Annotated in this window: 18 protein-coding genes; 7 read left to right on the forward strand and 11 right to left on the reverse strand. The window is 65.9% G+C overall.

Annotated features, from left to right (window positions below):
* Positions 1-35: 35 nt before the first annotated feature.
* The 4 genes from FF090_RS08820 to FF090_RS08835 form a co-directional block, all read right to left on the reverse strand.
* The gene (locus FF090_RS08820; RefSeq protein WP_246071550.1) at positions 36-2,813 is read right to left on the reverse strand and encodes a zinc-dependent metalloprotease; all 2,778 of its coding nucleotides are present in this window, start codon (positions 2,811-2,813) and stop codon (positions 36-38) included.
* A 59-nt stretch (positions 2,814-2,872) separates the two neighbouring features.
* On the reverse strand, positions 2,873-4,906 hold the full coding sequence (locus FF090_RS08825; protein WP_217503031.1) for an alpha/beta hydrolase family protein: 2,034 nt from the start codon (positions 4,904-4,906) through the stop codon (positions 2,873-2,875).
* An 82-nt stretch (positions 4,907-4,988) separates the two neighbouring features.
* Positions 4,989-5,624, reverse strand: a complete 636-nt coding sequence (locus FF090_RS08830; RefSeq protein WP_138856371.1) for a pseudouridine synthase — start codon at positions 5,622-5,624, stop codon at positions 4,989-4,991.
* The gene (locus tag FF090_RS08835) at positions 5,614-6,087 is read right to left on the reverse strand and encodes a protein-tyrosine phosphatase family protein (protein ID WP_138856372.1); all 474 of its coding nucleotides are present in this window, start codon (positions 6,085-6,087) and stop codon (positions 5,614-5,616) included. The genes FF090_RS08830 and FF090_RS08835 overlap by 11 nt, the downstream gene beginning before the upstream one ends.
* Before the next feature lie 62 nt (positions 6,088-6,149).
* Here FF090_RS08835 and FF090_RS08840 point away from each other — a divergent pair, with 62 nt between their 5' ends.
* The 5 genes from FF090_RS08840 (at position 6,150) to FF090_RS08860 (ending at position 10,065) form a co-directional block, all read left to right on the forward strand.
* Positions 6,150-6,665: a YbaK/EbsC family protein gene (locus FF090_RS08840; RefSeq protein ID WP_138856373.1), complete on the forward strand. Its 516-nt coding sequence runs from the start codon at positions 6,150-6,152 to the stop codon at positions 6,663-6,665.
* Positions 6,655-6,870 (forward strand): DUF1289 domain-containing protein, encoded by a 216-nt coding sequence (locus FF090_RS08845; protein WP_138856374.1) that lies wholly within the window; start codon positions 6,655-6,657, stop codon positions 6,868-6,870. Before FF090_RS08840 ends, FF090_RS08845 begins: the two co-directional genes overlap by 11 nt.
* A complete protein-coding gene (locus tag FF090_RS08850) occupies positions 6,867-7,514 on the forward strand; it encodes a 2-hydroxychromene-2-carboxylate isomerase (protein WP_310732992.1) in 648 nt (215 codons plus the stop codon). Before FF090_RS08845 ends, FF090_RS08850 begins: the two co-directional genes overlap by 4 nt.
* 165 nt (positions 7,515-7,679) lie before the next feature.
* Positions 7,680-8,003: a hypothetical protein gene (locus tag FF090_RS08855; RefSeq protein WP_138856375.1), complete on the forward strand. Its 324-nt coding sequence runs from the start codon at positions 7,680-7,682 to the stop codon at positions 8,001-8,003.
* Positions 8,004-8,061: 58 nt separating this feature from the next.
* Positions 8,062-10,065 carry a S9 family peptidase gene (locus FF090_RS08860; RefSeq protein WP_138856376.1) on the forward strand — a complete coding sequence of 668 codons (2,004 nt, stop codon included), beginning with the start codon at positions 8,062-8,064 and terminating at the stop codon, positions 10,063-10,065.
* Here FF090_RS08860 and FF090_RS08865 read toward each other — a convergent pair.
* The 5 genes from FF090_RS08865 to FF090_RS08885 form a co-directional block, all read right to left on the reverse strand.
* Positions 10,062-10,415: a cytochrome b5-like heme/steroid binding domain-containing protein gene (locus tag FF090_RS08865; RefSeq protein ID WP_138856377.1), complete on the reverse strand. Its 354-nt coding sequence runs from the start codon at positions 10,413-10,415 to the stop codon at positions 10,062-10,064. The genes FF090_RS08860 and FF090_RS08865 overlap by 4 nt on opposite strands.
* Positions 10,412-11,587: a ferric reductase-like transmembrane domain-containing protein gene (locus tag FF090_RS08870; RefSeq protein ID WP_138856378.1), complete on the reverse strand. Its 1,176-nt coding sequence runs from the start codon at positions 11,585-11,587 to the stop codon at positions 10,412-10,414. Before FF090_RS08870 ends, FF090_RS08865 begins: the two co-directional genes overlap by 4 nt.
* A gap of 104 nt (positions 11,588-11,691) precedes the next feature.
* Positions 11,692-13,416 carry a cation acetate symporter gene (locus FF090_RS08875; protein ID WP_138856379.1) on the reverse strand — a complete coding sequence of 575 codons (1,725 nt, stop codon included), beginning with the start codon at positions 13,414-13,416 and terminating at the stop codon, positions 11,692-11,694.
* Positions 13,413-13,721, reverse strand: a complete 309-nt coding sequence (locus FF090_RS08880; protein WP_138856380.1) for a DUF485 domain-containing protein — start codon at positions 13,719-13,721, stop codon at positions 13,413-13,415. Before FF090_RS08880 ends, FF090_RS08875 begins: the two co-directional genes overlap by 4 nt.
* Positions 13,722-13,881: 160 nt before the next feature.
* Positions 13,882-14,472: a TIGR00645 family protein gene (locus FF090_RS08885; protein WP_138856381.1), complete on the reverse strand. Its 591-nt coding sequence runs from the start codon at positions 14,470-14,472 to the stop codon at positions 13,882-13,884.
* Positions 14,473-14,595: 123 nt separating this feature from the next.
* On the opposite strand from FF090_RS08885, the gene acs reads away from it, so the two are divergent.
* Positions 14,596-16,539 (forward strand): acetate--CoA ligase, encoded by a 1,944-nt coding sequence (acs, locus tag FF090_RS08890; RefSeq protein ID WP_138856382.1) that lies wholly within the window; start codon positions 14,596-14,598, stop codon positions 16,537-16,539.
* 295 nt (positions 16,540-16,834) lie between these two features.
* Here acs and FF090_RS08895 read toward each other — a convergent pair whose 3' ends face one another.
* The gene (locus tag FF090_RS08895; protein ID WP_138856383.1) at positions 16,835-17,149 is read right to left on the reverse strand and encodes a c-type cytochrome; all 315 of its coding nucleotides are present in this window, start codon (positions 17,147-17,149) and stop codon (positions 16,835-16,837) included.
* A gap of 97 nt (positions 17,150-17,246) precedes the next feature.
* Here FF090_RS08895 and FF090_RS08900 point away from each other — a divergent pair, with 97 nt between their 5' ends.
* On the forward strand, positions 17,247-17,495 hold the full coding sequence (locus FF090_RS08900; protein WP_138856384.1) for a TIGR04438 family Trp-rich protein: 249 nt from the start codon (positions 17,247-17,249) through the stop codon (positions 17,493-17,495).
* A gap of 24 nt (positions 17,496-17,519) precedes the next feature.
* Here the strand turns inward: FF090_RS08900 and ilvD are convergent, their stop codons facing one another.
* The gene (gene ilvD, locus FF090_RS08905) at positions 17,520-19,202 is read right to left on the reverse strand and encodes a dihydroxy-acid dehydratase (RefSeq protein WP_138856385.1); all 1,683 of its coding nucleotides are present in this window, start codon (positions 19,200-19,202) and stop codon (positions 17,520-17,522) included.
* Between the last annotated feature and the right edge of the window lie 25 nt (positions 19,203-19,227).

Raw genomic sequence — 19,227 nt, forward strand, 5'->3', positions numbered from 1 at the left:
GCTCCAGCCGCCCCCGCTGCGTTCAATCTCCGCTGTTAAACGCCGCTGCGCTGCAACTTGGCCTGCAGGGCCAGGCTCAAGGTCTCCGCGACATCCTGCAAATGCGCCCGCGCCTCAGCCGACAAGCCAGCCTTGTTGGCACCCGCCTGGATGCGCGCCAGCAGGGTCTTGGCCTGCGCACGCATCAGGCTGCGGCTGTCCGCCCGCGCTCCGCTTGAGGGGCGCAGCAGGGCCGCGGCAAGGCGGTTCGCGTGTTCGCGCTGCAGCTCGCGGCGGGTGCCCGGGATATCGGCCGCACCGCCGAGTTCGCTCCAAATGTCCTGGCCCAGGCGCTGATAGAGCTCGGCTAAGGGGAAGGCCTCGCCCTTGGCGAGCTTGGCCTCGCTGTCCAGGATGCGTCCGGCCACGCCATCACTGAGCAACTGGGCCAACAAGGCCTTTTGCAAATCCACCAACTGGTTGGTGAACGAGTACATGGTGGTGGGCGTGCGTTCGCCTTCGAACAGGGCGTCGGTACGTTCGGCAAAGTCAGGCGCCAGGCGGCGCTCCAGCGCAGGGCTCAAGGCATAGGCCCCGGCCGAGAAGAAATGTTTGCCGAGCAGATCCAGTGCCTCTCGCTGCAAAGCAGCGGAGTTGGGTTGCAGCGGATCCCGACCCGAGCCCGGGAAGTCCCGCAGGGTCTTCACCCCGCCGATCTGACGCACCAGGATGCCGGCGGCCCGGCCCAGGTCGCCGGCTACAAAGCCCAGGGTGCGGCGCAGCACCGCATAGTCCTCGGTGGGTTTGAGACTGCGGGTTTCCTGCTTGGCGATCATGTCGCGCGCGATGGCGACCCGGCTGCGCGCAAAGGCGATGGGGTCGTCGCCCAGGTCGTCGGACAAGGACTCGGGGTCGATGCCCAGGCTGTTGTCCTCATCGGTGCCGTAGGCCAGCCACTTCTCGGCGCTGCGGCCGGCAATGCGCTGCAGCGCCTCGGCTTCCTCTTCCTTTGCCAGCGGCTTGTAGCCGTACTCGATGGCCCAATAGTCGTAGGGGCCCAGGGCCGGGCGTGTGCGGCCATGGTGGGGCAACAGGGCCTGCCCGGGCGCTGGCAGATGGGTGCCGGGGTACTCCATCACCGAGCCCGAGATGCCATGGGCGGCGGTGAAGGCCGGGTCATTGATCTGGGCCCAGGTGTAGGCGCGCGAGGAGCGGAAGTTGTGCCGCAGCCCCAAGGTGTGACCCACCTCGTGCATGGCCACGCCGCGCAGCACATTGAGCATGAATTCTTTGGCCTCGGGGCCATCGGGCTGCACGTCACCGCGTGCGGCCAACACATCCAGCCCGTAGTGCAATTGCTCCATGGCGCGGTCGGCAAATTGGCAGGCCTCCGAGTGCGGATGGGCGTCGGTGTGCTGCGGTGCCGGCACCAGGCCTTCGCGCAAGGCGTCGTGGGCTTGCAGGGCCTGGGCCCAGTCCGTCACGCCCTTGAGCGTGGCGGCACGGAACCAGCGCTGATTGCGCGAAGACAGGCCTTCAAAGGCGATGTCCGCGTCCAGGATTTCGCCCGTGCGTGGGTCCACATGGCTGGGGCCGATGGCGCCGAAGCTGGGGTCCACATTGACCATCCAGCGTACCGAGGCCACGTTGCCGTCCAAGGTGTCGAAGCTCGCGTCGTTGGGCTGGATCTTGGCCACCACGGCGTTCTTGAAGCCGATGCGCTCGAAGGCCTTGTTCCACTCCAGGATGCCCTCCACCAGGGTGTCGCGGTACTCCAGCGGCACATTGCGGTCGACCCAGAAGGTGATGGGCTTGACCGGCTCGGAGAGCGCGGCCGTGGGGTCCTTCTTCTCCAGCCGCCAACGATTGATCATGCGCTGGCGTGGGGTGCGGGCCAGGTCGTTGCTGAAGTCGTCCACCGCGGTCTGGAAATAGCCCACCCGCGGGTCAGCGGCGCGCGGCGCGGCCGGCTGATCGGGCAGCTTCATCAGCGTGTAGTGGATGCCCATGAACAGGCTGCGCGCATCCGGCAGGGTACCGGGCGTGCTGGGCTGGGGTCCGCTGGGGGCGCCCGCCGGGGTGGGCTGGGCGACGGCCAAGGTGGTGGCGGTGAAGTGCTGGTTCACATTGAGCATCACCGCATCGGCCTGCGCGCGGGCCGTCGTGATGTGGGAGTTCGCCCGGTCCAGCGCGTAGTTCTGGCGATAGAGCCGGTTGAGCGTCATCCCCAGGCCTTGCATGTCGCTGAGGAACAGGCCATTGGCCTCGATGAGCACTGATTTGCGCTCGGGGTGGGGCTGCGAGGCCACCGTCACGCTGCCCAGCAGGCTGGGCGAGTAGCTGGCTTCGACCGTGCGCGCGCTCGGCGTGCCGGCCTGGGCGCGCACCAGTGAGTTGAGGGCGAGCAGCTGCACCTGGTTGTGCACGCGACGGAACTGCACCATCTGCTGCTTGCCCACGCCGCCGCCCCAGCGCGAGGCCATCAGCCCCGCGAACAGACCGCGCTCGCCGATGCCGCTGCTGAACTTGGGCGACAGCAACAGCGGCTTGTTCAAGTCCTCGGGCGCCAGCTCGATCCATACCTTGTCGTCGCGCTGCCAGAGGGTGAACAAGCCCTCCATGCGGGTCGCGTTCTTGACCACGCTGGCGAAGGGCTGCGGGCCGGAGTTGGGCGTGGCAGGTGCTGCCGCGCTACTGGGTGCCGGCGGGTTTGCTGCGGCCGGGGCTTGTGCCGGTGCCTGTGCTGAGGCTTGGGCCATCAGCGCCAGGCTCATGACGGCCAGGGACAAGGCCGAGCGCGTGGCGCGGATGGGTGGGTGCAGGCGAGGGTGCATCGAAGGCTCCAGGCAAGACGGCCCCAACAGGGGCCGTCGAATCGTTCCAGTGCGTTGGCTTACTTCAGGATGGTCTGGCTCATGAACTGCACCATGGCCCAGTTCATGTAGTCGCTGTTTTCCTTCTTCGCAAAGCCATGGCCCTCGTTGTCGGCGCGCATGTACCAGACCGGTGTGCCCAGTTCGCGCACCTTGGCCACGATCTGCTCGGCCTCGGTGTAGGGCACGCGCGGATCGTTTTTGCCCTGGATGACGAACAGCGGCTTCTTGATCTTGTGCGCGTTGGTCAGGGGCGAGATGCGTTCCTGGAACTCGCGCATGGCCGGGTCGCGCTCGTCGCCGTATTCCACACGGCGCAGGTCACGGCGGTAGCTTTCGGTGTTGTTCAGGAAGGTGACGAAGTGGCTGATGCCCACGATGTCCACCGCACCGGCGATGCGGTCGCTGTAGTGGGTGGAAACGGCCAGGCTCATATAGCCGCCATAGCTGCCGCCCGCCACGATCACGCGCTCGGCGTCCAAGTCCGGCTGGGTCTTGATCCAGTCCAGCAGGGCACCGATGTCCTTGACCGAGTCCTCGCGCTTGAAGCCGTTGTCCAGCGCCAGGAAGGTCTTGCCAAAGCCGCTGGAGCCGCGCACATTGGGCTGGATCAGGGTGATGCCCAACTCCTGGATGTAGTACTGCCAGCGGCTCAGGAAGCCTACCGTCGCCTGGCCCTCAGGGCCGCCGTGGATGCTGATCAGCACTGGGCGCTTTCCCGTGAACTTGGCCGGCGGGCGGTTGATCAGGCCGCTGATGGTCAGACCGTCAAAACTCTTCCAGCGAATGATTTCGGTGTCGCGGAAGGCGCGGGTGTCGATCGAAGTCGGCACGGCGGCCTGGGTCCACTGCTGGCTCTTGCCCTTGGAGTCCAGCACATGGATCTGGCTCGGACCCTGGCTGCTGTTGACCGAATAGACCATCAGCGGCAGCTTGGGGTGGAAGACCGAGCTGCCGACCGAGCCGGCGGCCAGGCCCTTGGGGGCGGCCTTGGGTTTCCAGGTCTTGGTGTCCAGGAAGTGCATTTCGTCGCGGCCATCGACATTGGCCTGGATCACCAGGGTCTTGCCGTCGGCACTCAGTGAGCCGCCACCGATGTCCCAGGGGATGTGGGCCGTGATGCGCTTGAGGGCCTGGGTCTTGAGGTCCAGCACGCTGAGTTCGCGGAATTCGCCAAAACGGTCGGTGGCGACAAACATCGACTTGCCATCGCGGCTGAAGCTGCCGGCGTAGACCGCCTTGGGCTCGTCGCTGCCGGGCTTGGGCAGCAGTTGCACGGGCTTGCCGGCGTTTTCGCCTTCCAGGTCCATGACCCAGAGTTGCGATTCGTTGGCACTCAGGTACCGGCTCAGGGCCATGCGCTTGCCGTCTTCGCTGACGCTGCCGCCCCAGCCGCCACCTTCGAGTTCGACGATCTTGCGGCGCTCGGCAATCGGGTCCTTGGCCTCGGGGTTCACGGCCCAGAAGGTGGTCATCACCTTGGCGCGGCTGCCGCCCTGGGCGGTGCGGTCGATGGGCACGCTGGTGTAGACGATTTCGCCCTGGGGCTTGCGCCAGCCATTCATGGCGTTGCGCTCGTCGGTGTGCGTGATCTGCACCGCCGCGCTGCCATCAAAGCCCTGGCGGTAGATCTGCGTCACTTCGTTGCCGCCACTGGCGCGGCTGAACACGATGTAGCGGCCCGCCTTGGGTTCGTAGCTGCCGCCGCCTGCCGGCTCGGGGCCTTGGGTCACGGGCTTGAGTTCGCCCAGGGCCGTATCAAGACGGAAAAGCTGGGCAGTGCTGGCGCCGGCTGCGCGGTGGCTCACCAGCATTTCGGCCTTGGTGGGGTGCCAGCCGGAAAAGCCATGACCGCGGAACTCGGTATAGGCCGCCATGCGCTCGGCCAAGGCCTTCGGGATGGCGGGCACGCCTTCCAGGAACATGGCGGCCGGCGCGGCCATGGTCGCGCTGTCGGTGCTGTCCTGGGTTTGCGCATGCAGGCCAGGGGCAGCGGCAATGAAAGCCAGAGCCAGAGCTTTTTGCGCAAACGCGCGGCGGGGCAGGAATTGCATGGGGCTGGGCAAAGTGAAAGTCGGCAAAGCGGGCGATTTTGACCAGTCGCCGCGGGGGGTGTCGGAAGTTGTCCACCAGAAATCAAAAGGGACAGGGGCTTTCCAGGGTTAGCCCGGGGATGGCCAGGCTTTGTGCATGCAGCATCAGGCGCGGTGCTGGGCGCTCGGGGTCGTAGAGCGCATCGCCGACGATGGGGTGACCCAGTGCCAACAGGTGCACACGCAGTTGGTGGGCACGGCCGGTGATGGGCCGCAGCAGCAGGCGAGTGGTGCCGGGTGGGTCGGTGCCGGGCGGGCTCGTGGCGGGCAGTCTTTGCCAGTCGGTTTGGCTGGGCTTTCCGGTCTCCCAATCGACCTTTTGCCTGGGGCGATTGGGCCAGTCGCTGATCAGTGGGAGGTTGATGCGTTGCCAGCCGGGGGCGCTTGCAAGGGGCTCGCCCCATACAAGGGCCTGATAGCGCTTTTCGATCTGACGCTCGGCAAAGCGCGCCGACCATTCGCGCTGGGCCTGGGCGCCGCGGGCAAACAGCAGCAGGCCCGAGGTGGCCATGTCCAGCCGGTGCACCACCAGGGCTTCGGGGAACTTGGCTTGCACGCGGGCCCAGGCGCAGTCCTGCTTGTCCTCTCCACGCCCGGGGACCGAGAGCAGGCCGGCGGGCTTGTTGATGACCAGGATCTCTGGGCCTAGGTGGACAAGCTCCAACTCATCAGAAGGCATCCAGCAGCCCGCTCTGTGCCGCCGACTGTGGATTCGACCCCGCCGCCCGCACCTGGGCCAGGGCGGCGTCGGCACTCAGCCCCAGGCTCTTGAGCACGCACGCGGCCGTGCTGCCGGTGCGTCCGATGCCCGCCGCACAGTGCAGCAGCACCGATTCCCCCTGGCGCAGCGCTGCCACGATCTGTCCAACCCCGTCGGCGTAGCTTTGCGCGTCGCTGTGCAGCCCAAAGTCTTGCATCGGCAGGTGCTGCCAGTGCCAGGGTGGCTGGGCATGGATGGCGCGGCCATAGGCGGGCGCCAGCCGGTCGATTTCATCCCAAGGTGTCAGGCAGACGATGCGACTCAGTCCCGCCTGGGCGGCCAGGGCCTCGAACTGCGCCCAGGGTTCCAGCCGCCCTGGCATGGAGTGCAACCACAGGCGGCCGGGCAGACCAACGGGCAGGGGCAGGGCGCGGAGGTTCATGACGGTGAGCAGTGAACAGAGGCGGGGGGAGGGGGATTGTTTCGCAATGCTCCAATGCGGGCATGAGCCAGACCCATGATGACTCCCACCCGGGCGTGGCGCGCGTGCGCGGCGCGTTGCGGGCCGCCGGCTGCCAGGCCGAACCGCGCTGGTTGGATGAAGCCACCCACACGGCCGCGCAGGCTGCCGAGGCCCTGGGCGTCCCATTGGGTGCCATTGCGAAATCGGTGCTGCTTCGCTTTGGCGAACAAGCCGTGCTGTGCATCACCGCGGGCGACCGGCGCGTGAATGCCGCGAGTTTGAGCGCCGAGTTCGGCCAAAAATTTGGCCCCCACCAGAAGGCCGATGCCGATTTCGTGCGTCGCCACACCGGCTTTGCCATTGGTGGGGTTGCCCCGCTGGGCTTTGAACCATCGCCTGGATCGGCCGCTCCCCAGGTGCTGATGGACCCCAGCCTGATGCGCTTTGAAACCGTGTGGGCCGCCGCCGGCCACCCGCGCACCGTATTTGGCCTGCCGCCGCAGCAGCTGCTGCAGCACAGCCAGGCCCGCTTGACGCCTTTTGCCGATGAAACCTGACCCCCTGCCTTCCCCCTGCATCCAGCTTTGCAAGATCGACGCCCAGACCCAGCTCTGCCTGGGCTGTGCGCGCCGGCTGGATGAAATTGCCGGCTGGGGCCAGGCCAGCGAAGACTTCAAGCGCTTGGTTTGGGCTCAGTTGCCCGCACGTCGCAAGCAGTTGGGCCTGCCCCCTCTGACCTTGTCGAGAGAGGCCGCGCCATGAGTGAGTTGCAAGCACTGCGCTTTTATTTCGACCCCATCTCGCCCTATGCGGCCCTGGCCTTCTGGCAGCTGCCCGAGGCCCTGGCCGGCCACAACGTGGTGGTGGACTATGTGCCCGTGCTGTTTGGCGCGATGCTCAAGGCCAATGGGCAGAAGGGCCCGGCTGAGATCGAAACCAAGCGCGCCTGGACCTACCGCCAGGTGCTGTGGCTGGGCCGAGAACAGGGCCTGGCTCTGCCGGCCCAGCACCCCTTCAACCCCCTGGCTCTGCTGCGCCTGGCCTGGGCCTGCGCGCCCGAGGGCCAAACCCCCTCGCGCTGGGTGGTGGAGCAGGTGCTGAACCATGTCTGGCTGGGCCAAGGCGCCGACGCCAACGCCCCCGAGCGCCTGCAGGCGCTGGCCGAACGCTTAGGCCCGCGCCGCAGCGCGGATGAGGAGATGGCCAAACAGCGCCTGCGTCAGGCCACCGATTCAGCCTTGGCGGCCGGCGTGTTCGGCGTGCCGACGATTGAATGGCAGGGCAAGTTGTTCTGGGGCCAGGACGCGCTGCCCATGCTGTGCGCGGCGATGGAGGGCGACCCTTGGTTTGCTTCGGGCGCCTGGGTCGACGCGGGGAACCACCCCGCCGGAGTGCAGCGGCTTTGACGTAGGAGTCGCCCCTGAGTCGCGCAGATTCGTGACTATTTCGCGGCGGCTCGCGGCCCGTCATCCATTTGAAGGGGCCACAAAAACCGGTGCCACAACTACATTGCCCGGCCTATTCGAGCGGCCCTATGGTGCCGCGAAGGTGTTGGACGAATGAATCTGTTTATGGCCCTGTTTTTTTCGGTCGTTGGCGGCTGGTTTCTTGCGCTTTCGGCGCACCTGTTTCGTTTCGAGCGGCGGGAGTATTTGCGCTGCTGCTTTGCGATGTTGGTCTTCATCGCGGCGCTGAGCGCCGCGATTGAACCCCTGGCGCGCATGCACTCCGTGCTGCAAATTCTCAGTTTGTTCGGAAGCCTGTTGCTCACGATCTTGATCGTGATGCGCCCTAAGCTGTGGCAGGCTCTGGCGGCCACAGTGATGTTCGTGCTGCTGCCCGAGTTGCTGGCGCGTGGCGCTTTGTTGGGCATGGCTGGCAGGGTAGGCGGCTAGGGGGTGGCAACTGAAGGAGCTGCCACACTTCGCGGCTTCGTAGTCAAACCATGCTGCCATGCCGAAGTCCCCGCAAGCCTTTGATGTCGATACCCTCTGGGCCCTGGCCCGCATCGGCGAGCCCAGCCTCAGCCCCGATGGCGCCCAGGCCGTGGCCAGCGTCACCCGCTTTTCCATGGAGGACAACAAGGCGCAGAGCAGCCTCTATCTGTTTTCGACCCTGGGTGGCGAGCCGCGCCGGTTGACCGAAGCCGGTGACAAGGACGGCGCGCCGCAGTGGAGCCCCACGGGCGAGCAGATTGCCTTCGTGGCGCGGCGCGAGCAGGGCGGGGCGAAGGACGAGGAGGCGCAGCTCTATCTGATCGCCCCGGACGGTGGCGAGGCCTGCCGTGTGGCGACCGTGGCCACCGGGGTGGAGGCCTTCCGCTGGTTTCCGGATGGGCGCCGCATCGCGTTCGTGTCCTGGGTTTGGCCTCGGCTCAAGGGTGCCAAGGCGCAGGCGCAGGCGCTCAAGGACTTCAAGGCCCGCAAGGAATCGGCCTATGTGACGGATGAGCTGCTCTATCGCCACTGGGACCACCACATCCCCATGGGGCGGGTGCCGCATCTGCTGGTGCTGGACTGCGTCAGCGGCAAGGTGCAGGACCTGATGGAGGGCACGGACTATTCGCTGGACTGGAAGGAGCCCGGGACGCACAGCTTTGACATCAGCCCGGACGGGCGCCGCATCGTGTTCAGCTTTGACCCGGCGGCGGAGAAACGCGCCGAGAACTGCTTTGCGCTTGGAGAAATCGAGGTCAAGACCGGCAGCATCCGCGTGTTGCTGCAGGATCCCGCCTGGGACTTCGACGCGCCGCGCCACAGCCACGCCGGCCGGCATCTGGCCTTTGTGGCCACCGAGCGTGGCCGCAGCCACACCGCGCCGGCGCAGCTGGCAGTGCTGGATGACCAGGGCCACTGGGCCGTCGTCAGTGCCCAATGGGACCGCGAGGTCGAGGCGCCACTGCGCTGGACCGAGGACGATGCCGCCATTCGGTTTCAAGCCGAGGACGAAGGCCGGCGCCACCTTTGGCACTGGGAACTGACGCCGCTGGCTGATGAGCCGGCGCTGCTGTTTGAAGGCGGCCACGCGGCCGGTTTTGACACCCGGGGCGAGACCGTGGTGCTGTTGCATGACAGTGTGCAGTTCCCGCCGCGGCTGAGTGTGCTGTCCGAAGACGGCGCACAGCGCATCGAGGCCCTCAACGACGCGGTGCTCGACGCCCAGGCCTGGGGCAGGCATGAAGAGGTGTGGCTCACCGGCGCGCAGGGCGAGCCGGTACAGATGTGGCTGGTCTTCCCGCCCGGATTCGATAAGAAGAAAAAGTGGCCGGCGCTGCAGGTCATCCACGGCGGCCCGCACACCGCCTTTGGCGACAGCTGGCATTGGCGCTGGAACTCGCAGCTGATGGCCGCCCAAGGTCAGGTGGTGGCCTGCGTGAACTACCACGGCTCGTCGAGCTTTGGCCATGGCTTCAAGGACAGCATCAGCGGTCGCTGGGGCCAGCTGGAGCTGCAGGACGTGGAGGCCGGCACCGATTGGCTGCTGCAGCAGCGCTGGATCGACCGACGCCGCATCTGCGCCAGCGGCGGCAGCTATGGCGGCTACATGGTGGCCTGGATGAACGGGCACAGCGGGCGCGGTGTGGACCCGCAGCGCTACCGTGCCTACATCTGCCACGCCGGCTGCTTTGACTGGCAGGCCATGTTCGCCACCGATGGCTACACCTGGTTCCCGCAGGAGCTGGGCGCGGCCTACTGGGAGGACCCGGCCAAGGTGGCGGCGCAGTCGCCCATCTCGATGGTGCAGCACGCCGTGACGCCGACCCTGGTGATCCATGGTCAGCTGGACTACCGCGTGCCCGACGCGCAGGGCCTGGCCTACTACAACACGCTCAAGGCGCGCGGCGTGCCGGCGCGGCTGGTGTGGTTCCCGGATGAGAACCACTGGGTGCTGAAAGCCCGCAACAGCAAGCTCTGGTACCAGGAGTTCTTCGCCTGGATAGCGCGGCACGCCGCCTAATCGGCCAAGGCCCCGATGCGGTACTGCGCCAACAGGCGATCGGCCCGGGCCGAGTGCGCGCGGCCAATGCCCTTGTCGCGGTAGGCCGCGCTGGCGTCCTGGCCGCACCTGGCCGGCAGAAGGGCGGGGTCGGCCGGGTGTTCGGGCAGGTAGGCGGTGAGCGCATAGACCTGGCCGTTGATGGCCAACCAGCAGTCGTCGGCGCGCGCGTGGCGGGCCAGTTCGGTGGTGCTGATGCGGCGCTCGTCTGCGGTGGGCGGTGGGGCCTGCAATTCAAGGGGGGCCGCACCGCTCAGCGCCAAGAGGGCAAGCCAGAACAGTGCGGTCACCGCGTAGAAGAGGCTCCTCATGAGCGCAACTCAAAGCGTTCCACATGGATGGCGCCCGGCGTCACCCCGGCGGCGTGCAGCCGCGGCAGCGCCACGCGCAGCAGAGCCGGTGGCCCGCAGACCTGGACCTCGCGTGCGGCCAGCGCTGCCACGCGCGCCAGCAAGCCATCCAGACACTGGGCCTGAGGGTCCTGCGCATGCAGCAGCTGCAGGTTCGGCAACTCGCGCTCCAGGTCCAGCAACTCGTCCAGGAAGGTGGCCTCTGAGGCCTGGCGGTAGAGATAGAGCAGGGTGGTGGGCTCACTGGGCGGACCTTGGCGAAGCGCCGCCATGAAGGGGGTGATGCCGATGCCCCCAGCCACCCAGAGTTGTGCCTTCCCGGGGCTGGGGTCGAGGGCACGGCCAAAGGGGCCTTGCAGTTGCACGTCAGCGCCCACAGGCACCTGTTGCAGGCGCCCCGAGCAGCGCCCCAAGTCCTTGATGGTCAGCTCTAGCCGGCCCTGCGCGCCCACGGCGCTGACGCTGAAGGGGTGGAACTCCCCACAGCCTGCGTAAGCGCTTTGCACTGGGAATCGAGCCAGCACGAACTGGCCCGGCCGCAGCGCCAGAGGCAGGGCCAAGGGTTCCAACCGCAAGGTCACCACTTGGGATGTGGGGTGCTGCAGCGCACACACGCGGTAGGGTTGGGCGCTCAGGCCACGATTGATGACCAGGGCCCGCCAGCCCAGCGTCGCCAGGGCCAGCGCCAGAAGCGCCTGGAGGACAAATTGAGTGGGGCGCTGCGGCCCCAGCAGCAACGCGTGCAGCAGGCCCAGCGGCAGGCACAGGCCCAGCAATTGATGCAGGGCGCGCCAGCGGCGCGGGGGCAGCGTCTGGGAAAAGCTCAGCGCCAGGCCGGCCATCAGTCCCAGCAAGGCCAGCCAACCCAGGAACAAGGCGGGGTGGCTCAGGCTCTGGACCACCCAATCGGCAGATGGGGTGCGCTGCGCCCAGCCCAGGGTGTGAAGCAGCAACAGCGCATAGCCCCAGACCCCCGCGCGATGGTGAGCGCGCGCCATGGTCTCCCAGCCACCGAGCCGGCGCGCCAGCGCTGGCTCGCGCAGCATCAGCAGCAGACTGAGCAGCAACAGCGCGCAGCCACCCCAGGCGCTCACCGCGCTCAGGCCCGGGGTGTTCAGCCAATCGAGCTGCATGGTGGTCCGCGGGTGCCTTCCCGCTGTTGGTGGGTGCTGTGGATTCTGTGGCCAAAGGAAAAAGGGCCGGTCAGAGACCGGCCCCGTACTCAACAGTCAATGACTCAGTGGCCCGAGGCCCCCTCTGCGCCCAGCCCGGTTTCCGAGCGCACCTGCTGCGAAGCAAACGCGGCGCGTTCCTTGCCGGCCTGGGCCGAGCGGTCCAGGATGGAGAACAGCCAGATGCCCACAAAAGCGATGGTCATCGAGAACAGCGCGGGCGAGGTGTAGGGGAACCATGCTGAGCCCTTGGGGTTGCCCAGAGTCGCTTCCCACACCGAGGGGCTCACCACGGTTAGGGCCACCGACGAGATCAGGCCCAGGAAGCCGCCGATCACTGCGCCCTTGGTGGTGCAGTCCTTCCACAGCACGCTCATGAAGAGTACCGGGAAGTTGGCGCTGGCGGCGATGGCGAAGGCCAGGCTGACCATGAAGGCGATGTTCTGCTTCTCGAAGGCGATACCCAGCACCACGGCCACCACGCCCAGAGCCAGGGTGGTCAGGCGCGAGACCTTGAGCTCGGAGGCCGAGTCGGCATTGCCCTTCTTCCACACGGTGGCGTAGAGGTCATGGCTGACGGCCGAGGCGCCGCTGAGCGTCAGGCCCGCCACCACGGCCAGGATGGTGGCAAAGGCCACAGCCGAGATGAAGCCGTAGAACACATTGCCGCCCACCGTCTTGGCCACCAGCACCGCCGCCATATTGGCCGTGCCGGCGCCGCCTTTGATCACGCCCTTGGCGGTGTCGGCCAGTTCGGGGTTGGTGAGCACCAGGGTGATGGCGCCAAAACCGATGAAGAAGATCAGGATGTAGAAGTAGCCGATCCAGGTCGTGGCCCAGAACACCGACTTGCGCGCCTCCTTGGCGTCCGGCACGGTGAAGAAGCGCATCAGGATGTGGGGCAGACCCGCCGTGCCGAACATCAGGGCCATGCCGAAGCTGATGGCCGAGATGGGGTCCTTGATGAAGCCGCCCGGGCCCATGATGGACAGGCCCGCACTGGCCGCTTCTTCGGCGCCCTTGCCGCTGGCGCTGGCGATCTCGGTCTTTACCGAAACCGCCTTGGCAAACAGGGCCTCAGGGCTGAAGCCGTATTGCGCCATCACCATGAAGGCCATGAAGGTCACACCGCTGAGCAGCAGCACGGCCTTGATGATTTGCACCCAGGTGGTTGCCGTCATGCCGCCAAAGAGCACATAAACCATCATCAGCGCGCCCACCAGCACCACGGCCACCCAGTAGTCCAGGCCGAACAGCAGCTTGATCAGGCTGCCTGCGCCCACCATCTGGGCGATCAGGTAGAAGGCCACCACCACCAGCGTGCCGCTGGCGGCGAAGGCGCGGATCGGCGTCTGCTTGAAGCGGTAACCCGCCACATCGGCAAAGGTGAATTTGCCCAGATTGCGCAGGCGCTCGGCCATCAGGAAGGTGATGACGGGCCAGCCGACCAGAAATCCGATGGAGTAGATCAGGCCGTCGTAGCCGCTGGCCATCACGGCGGCCGAGATGCCCAGGAAAGAGGCGGCGCTCATGTAATCGCCGGCAATGGCCAGGCCATTCTGGAAGCCGGTGATGCCGCCGCCGGCGGTATAGAAGTCCGCCGCCGAGCGCGTGCGGCCCGCAGCCCACTTGGTGATCCAGAGCGTGGCCACCACAAACACGCTGAACATCGAAATGGCGGTCCAGTTGGTGGCCTGCTTCGCGGTGGGGCCGAGGTCGCCGCCAGCGGCAAAGGCAGTGCCGGCGGCCAGGCTGGCCATCAAGACCAGCAGGAGTCGGGAGGCATTCATGGCTGGGCGTCCTTGAGGATGGCCTGCGTCAGCGTGTCGAACTCCTTGTTCGCACGGCGCACATAAAGGCCGGTGATGACGATGGTGAAGACGATCACGGCCATGCCGATGGGCACGCCGATCGAGGTCACGCCAGTTCCCAGGGGTTGGGCCAGGAAGGGCTTGTTGAAGGCGATCAACGCCACATAGCCGTAGTACACCAAGAGCATCAACAGGGTGAGCAGAACGCCCAGCCCATTGCGCTTGCGTTTGAGCTCCAGGTATTTCGGGTGGGTCTTGACCCGTTCGACCACTGAATCACCCATGACCTTCTCCAGGCAGTTGGAATGGCGGCGATTCTTTGGGTCGGCCCTGACCGCCTTCTGACGGCTGGCTTTCACCAAACTTGCAGAAGGGCCAAAAGCAAAGGGCCGCCATAGAGGCGGCCCTTTGCTCAAGGTGAGTGCTAGGGAGTTTCCCGTGGGCTCAGTGTGCGTCGGTCTTGCTTGGGTGCTGAAGGAGGCGGTCGGTATAGGCGATGGCCATGGCCGAGAGCAAGAACGCGATGTGGATCAGGGTCTGCCACAGCAGCACTTTCTCGCTGTAGTTCTCTGCATTGATGAACGTCTTGAGCAGGTGAATGGACGAGATGCCGATGATGGCCGTGGCCAGCTTGACCTTGAGCACCGAGGCATTCACATGGCTGAGCCACTCGGGCTGATCGGGGTGGCCTTCCAGATTCATGCGCGAAACAAAGGTTTCGTAGCCGCCCACGATCACCATGATCAATAGGTTGCTGATCATCACTACGTCGATCAGTCCGAGGACGACCAGCATGATCACGGTTTCGTTGAGCTTGGGAACCTGGGCGTAGCCGATGCTCTTGACCAGCATTTCCAGCGCCGCCTGGCTGCCAAAGGCCGCCTCGATCAGATGGACCAGCTCGACCCAGAAGTGAAAGACATAGACCGCCTGCGCCAGGATCAGGCCCAGATAGAGCGGCAGCTGCAGCCAGCGGCTGGCGAAGATCAGATTGGGCAACGAGCGCATCGAGGAGGGGGCGGGGACGGGTTTCATGGCGCGCGATTCTAGGGACCTCAGGGCCAACCCTAGGCCGCTCCTTGGCGAAGGTAAGGCCTTCGTCAGCGAGGATTCGCACCATTGCGGGAATCCCGCCCTCAACCTCATCGGAGCGTCCTCATGTCCACCCTGTATCCGCCCTTGTCGCAAGCCCGTATCCAGGGCATGCCCGCCTACCAAGCCCTGTGCGCCGAGGCCGATGCCGACTATGGGAGCTATTGGGCGCGCCTGGCGCGCGAGTTCCTGAGCTGGAAGAGGCCCTTCACCAAGAGTCTGAATGATGCCGAAGCGCCGTTCTTCAAGTGGTTCGAGGACGGGCTGCTCAATGTGTCCTACAACTGCCTGGACCGGCATGTCGAGGCCGGGCGTGGCGATCGCACGGCCATCATTTTTGAAACCGACGATGGGCAGACCCGCAAGGTCAGCTACCGCGAGCTGATGGCCATCACCAGCCGCATGGCCAATGTGCTCAAGAGCCGGGGCGTGAAGAAGGGCGACCGAGTGGTCATCTACATGCCGATGTCGGTCGAGGGGGTGGCGGCCATGCAGGCCTGTGCCCGCATCGGGGCCACGCACTCGGTGGTGTTCGGCGGCTTCTCGGCGCAGAGCTTGCGCGACCGCATCCAGGATGCGGGCGCAGTTTTCTTGTTCACCGCGGATGAGCAACAGCGCGGCGGCAAGGCCCTGCCGCTCAAGGCCATCGTGGACGAAGCCCTGGAAGGCGGCAGCTGTCCGACGCTCAAAGACGTGGTGGTCTATCGCCGCACAGGCGGCACCATCAACTGGGTGGCTGGGCGCGATCATTGGCTGCATGAGTTGATGGATGGCCAGGCCGACTACTGCGAGCCCGAGTGGGTCGAGGCCGAGCATCCGCTCTTCCTGCTCTACACCTCGGGTTCGACCGGCAAGCCCAAGGGCGTGCAGCACAGCAGCGGCGGCTATCTGCTGCACGCCGCGCTGACCACCAGCTGGACCTTCGACCTGCAGGACAGCGATGTGTTCTGGTGCACGGCCGATATCGGATGGGTCACCGGACACAGCTACATCGCTTATGGCCCGCTGGCGCTTGGCGGCACCGAGGTGGTGTTCGAGGGGGTGCCCACCTTCCCCGACGCCGGGCGCTTCTGGCAAATGATCCAGAAGCACAAGGTCACAGTGTTCTACACGGCGCCCACGGCGATTCGCTCCTTGATCAAGGCGGCCGAAACCGTGCCGGCCGTGCACCCCAAGAATTACGACCTGAGTTCCCTGCGCATCCTGGGCAGTGTGGGCGAGCCCATCAACCCCGCCGCCTGGGAGTGGTACCACCAAAACGTCGGCGGCGGCCGCTGCCCCATCGTCGATACCTTCTGGCAGACCGAGACCGGCGGCCACATGATCACCCCGCTGCCAGGGGTGACGCCGATGGCCCCGGGCTCCTGCACCTTGCCCTTCCCGGGCATTCAGGCCGCCATCGTGGACGAGTTGGGCAACGATGTGCCCAATGGCACCGGCGGCATCCTGGTGGTGAAGAAGCCCTGGCCCAGCATGATCCGCACCATCTGGGGCGACCCCGAGCGTTTCAAGAAGAGCTACTACCCCGAGGAGCTCAAGGGCTACTACCTGGCGGGCGACGGTGCCATTCGCAACGCTGAGACCGGCTACTTCACCATCACTGGCCGCATCGACGACGTGCTGAACGTCAGCGGCCACCGCATGGGGACGATGGAAATTGAATCGGCCCTGGTGGCGCACACCGAACTGGTGGCCGAGGCCGCGGTGGTGGGGCGGCCCGACGACGTGACCGGCGAGGCCATCTGTGCCTTTGTGGTCTTGAAGCGGTCCCGACCCACGGGTGACGAGGCCAAGCAAATTGCCAATGAACTGCGCAACTGGGTGGCCAAGGAGATCGGTCCGATTGCCAAGCCCAAGGAAATCCGCTTCGGCGACAACCTGCCCAAGACCCGTAGCGGCAAGATCATGCGCCGCCTGCTGCGCGCCCTGGCCAAGGGCGAGGCCGTGACCCAAGACACCTCGACATTGGAGAACCCGGCAATCTTGGATCAATTGGCGAAAGCCAATTGATCCAAGAACTCCCGCAAGGGCGTTCGCCGTGTCAACGGCGACTGGCGTAGGACGGCGCAGCCGGCAAGCCGGCAATCTTGGATCAATTGGCCAAGACCAATTGACTTAGAGGCGCCCGGGAGGGCGCTGTCGCGAAGCGGTTATTGCAGGGTCGGGGTGCACTCATGTCGCGTAGCGACGTGGGTGCGCACCAGACCCCCGCCATCTTGGATCCGTCGGCGACGGCCAACTGATCCTCGGGCGTCTCAATGGAAAACGGGCCCTGAGGGCCCGTTTCGCTTGGGGAGTGCGATGCTTACTTGGTCGCGAGCACCCACGCCACCAACTTCTTGGCCTCGTCGGCGCTGACTTGCGGGTTGGGAGGCATCGGCACCTCACCCCAGGAACCCTTGCCGCCCTTGACGATCTTGTCGGCCAGCATGTCGGCGGCCTTCTTGTCCTTGGCGTACTTGGCCGCCACGTCCTTGAAGGCGGGGCCCACCACTTTCTTGTCGACGGCATGGCAGGCCATGCAGTTTTTCTTCTGAGCCAGGGCCAGATCGGCGCGCGCCGCCTGGGTGGCCAGCACGGCCAGGGCGCCAATGAGCAGGGAGCGGGTGATGGAGTTCATGGGGCTTCGCTTCAGGGGTGGAAGGTGGAACAAATTCTGGCGGAGATTGTGAACGGCTTTGGCCCTACAGTGCGGCGCAGATCAAAGAGGTTGACCCATGGCGTTCGTGATTCTTGGCGTGATCTTGCTGCTGCTCAAGTATTTGGAAGTGGACCCGGTCGCGGCCTGGAGCTGGCTATGGGTACTGTCGCCCTTTGCGGGTGCCGCCGTGTGGTGGGCCTGGGCTGACAAGAGCGGCTACACCCAGCGCAAGGCCATGGAAGCCATGGACGCGAAGAAGGAAGCCCGCCGACAGCGCGCCATGGAGGCCACCGGCCAGGTGGACCCCCGCAAGCGCAAAAGGTAAGGCCAAAGGGCGGTTGAAAGGCCCTTACTCGAAGCGATCCAGCACCGCCCCAGTGCTGGCACTGCTGGCGTTGAAGGCAAATTTGGCCAGCACGCCGCGGGTGTACCGCGGCGCCGGTCGCACCCAGGCGGCCTTGCGGCGTGCGAGTTCGTCCGGTTCCACATGCAGCTCCAACAGCAGTTTGTGGGCATCGATGGTGATTCGGTCGCCCTCTTGAACCAAGGCAATGACGCCGCCCTCATAGGCTTCGGGCGCGACATGGCCCACCACCATGCCCCAGGTGCCGCCCGAGAAGCGCCCGTCCGTGATCAGGCCGACCGACTCTCCCAGGCCTTGCCCAATCAGCGCGCCGGTGGGGGCCAGCATCTCGGGCATGCCTGGCCCGCCCTTGGGGCCGAGATAGCGCAGCACCATCACATCCCCTGCGTGAATCTGTCCGCCCATGATGGCGGCCAGCGCCGACTGCTCATCCTCGAACACCCGCGCCGGCCCGGTGATCACCGGGTTCTTGAGCCCGGTGATCTTGGCCACGCAGCCCTCGGGTGAGAGATTGCCCTTGAGGATGGCCAGATGCCCTTCGGTGTAGATGGGCCGTCCGACCGGACGGATGACGTCTTGATCGGCGCGCAGCGCGGGGACATCAGCCAGGTTCTCGGCCACCGTTTTGCCGGTGATGGTGATGCAGTCGCCGTGCAGCAGGCCATGGGCCAACAGCTCCTTCATCACGGCCGGGATGCCCCCCGCCCGATGCAGGTCGATGGCCAGGTAGCGGCCACTGGGCTTGAGGTCGCACAGCACCGGGGTGCGGCGGCGCACGCGCTCAAAGTCGTTGATATCCCATTCCACGCCGGCCGCATGGGCGATGGCCAGGTAGTGCAGCACGGCATTGGTGGAGCCGCCTGTGGCCATGATGACGGCGACCGCGTTCTCGATCGCTTTCTTCGTGACGATGTCGCGCGGCTTCAGGTCGGCCTTGACGGCCTCGACCAGCAGGGCGGCGGCTTGTTTGACCGACTCGACCACCTCATCCTCGACATTGGCCATGGTTGAGGAGTAGGGCAGGCTGACTCCCAAAGCTTCAAAGGACGAGCTCATGGTGTTGGCCGTGTACATGCCCCCACAGGACCCGCTGCCCGGGATGGCACGACGCTCGATTTGGCAGAAGTCCTCTTCGCTCATCTTGCCAGCGCTGAACTGGCCGACGGCCTCGAACACCGACACGATGTTCAGGTCCTGACCCTTGTAGTGGCCGGGCAGGATGGTGCCGCCGTAGACGTAGAGGGCGGGCACATTTGCGCGCAGCATGCCCATCAGGCCGCCGGGCATGTTCTTGTCACAGCCGCCGATGACCAGCACCCCATCCATCCACTGGCCGCCTACGCAGGTTTCGACGCAGTCGGCAATCACCTCGCGGCTGACGAGCGAATACTTCATGCCCTCGGTGCCCATGGCCATGCCGTCGCTGATGGTGGGCGTGCCGAAGATCTGTGGGTTGGCTCCCGCCGCTTTCAGGCCGATGACGGCGGCATCGGCCAGCTTTTGCAGCCCCGAGTTACACGGCGTGATGGTGGAGTGGCCATTGGCCACGCCGATCATGGGCTTGCCGAAGTCTTCTTCTTGGTAGCCCATGCCGTAGTACATGGAGCGGTTGGGGGCGCGGGCAACGCCCTCGGTGATGTGCTTGGATCGACGATTGGCGGGGCTCATGCGGACTCCTGTGCGGGTGGCAAAG

Source organism: Inhella inkyongensis, from assembly GCF_005952805.1.
Taxonomy (GTDB): Bacteria; Pseudomonadota; Gammaproteobacteria; order Burkholderiales; family Burkholderiaceae_C; genus Inhella; species Inhella inkyongensis.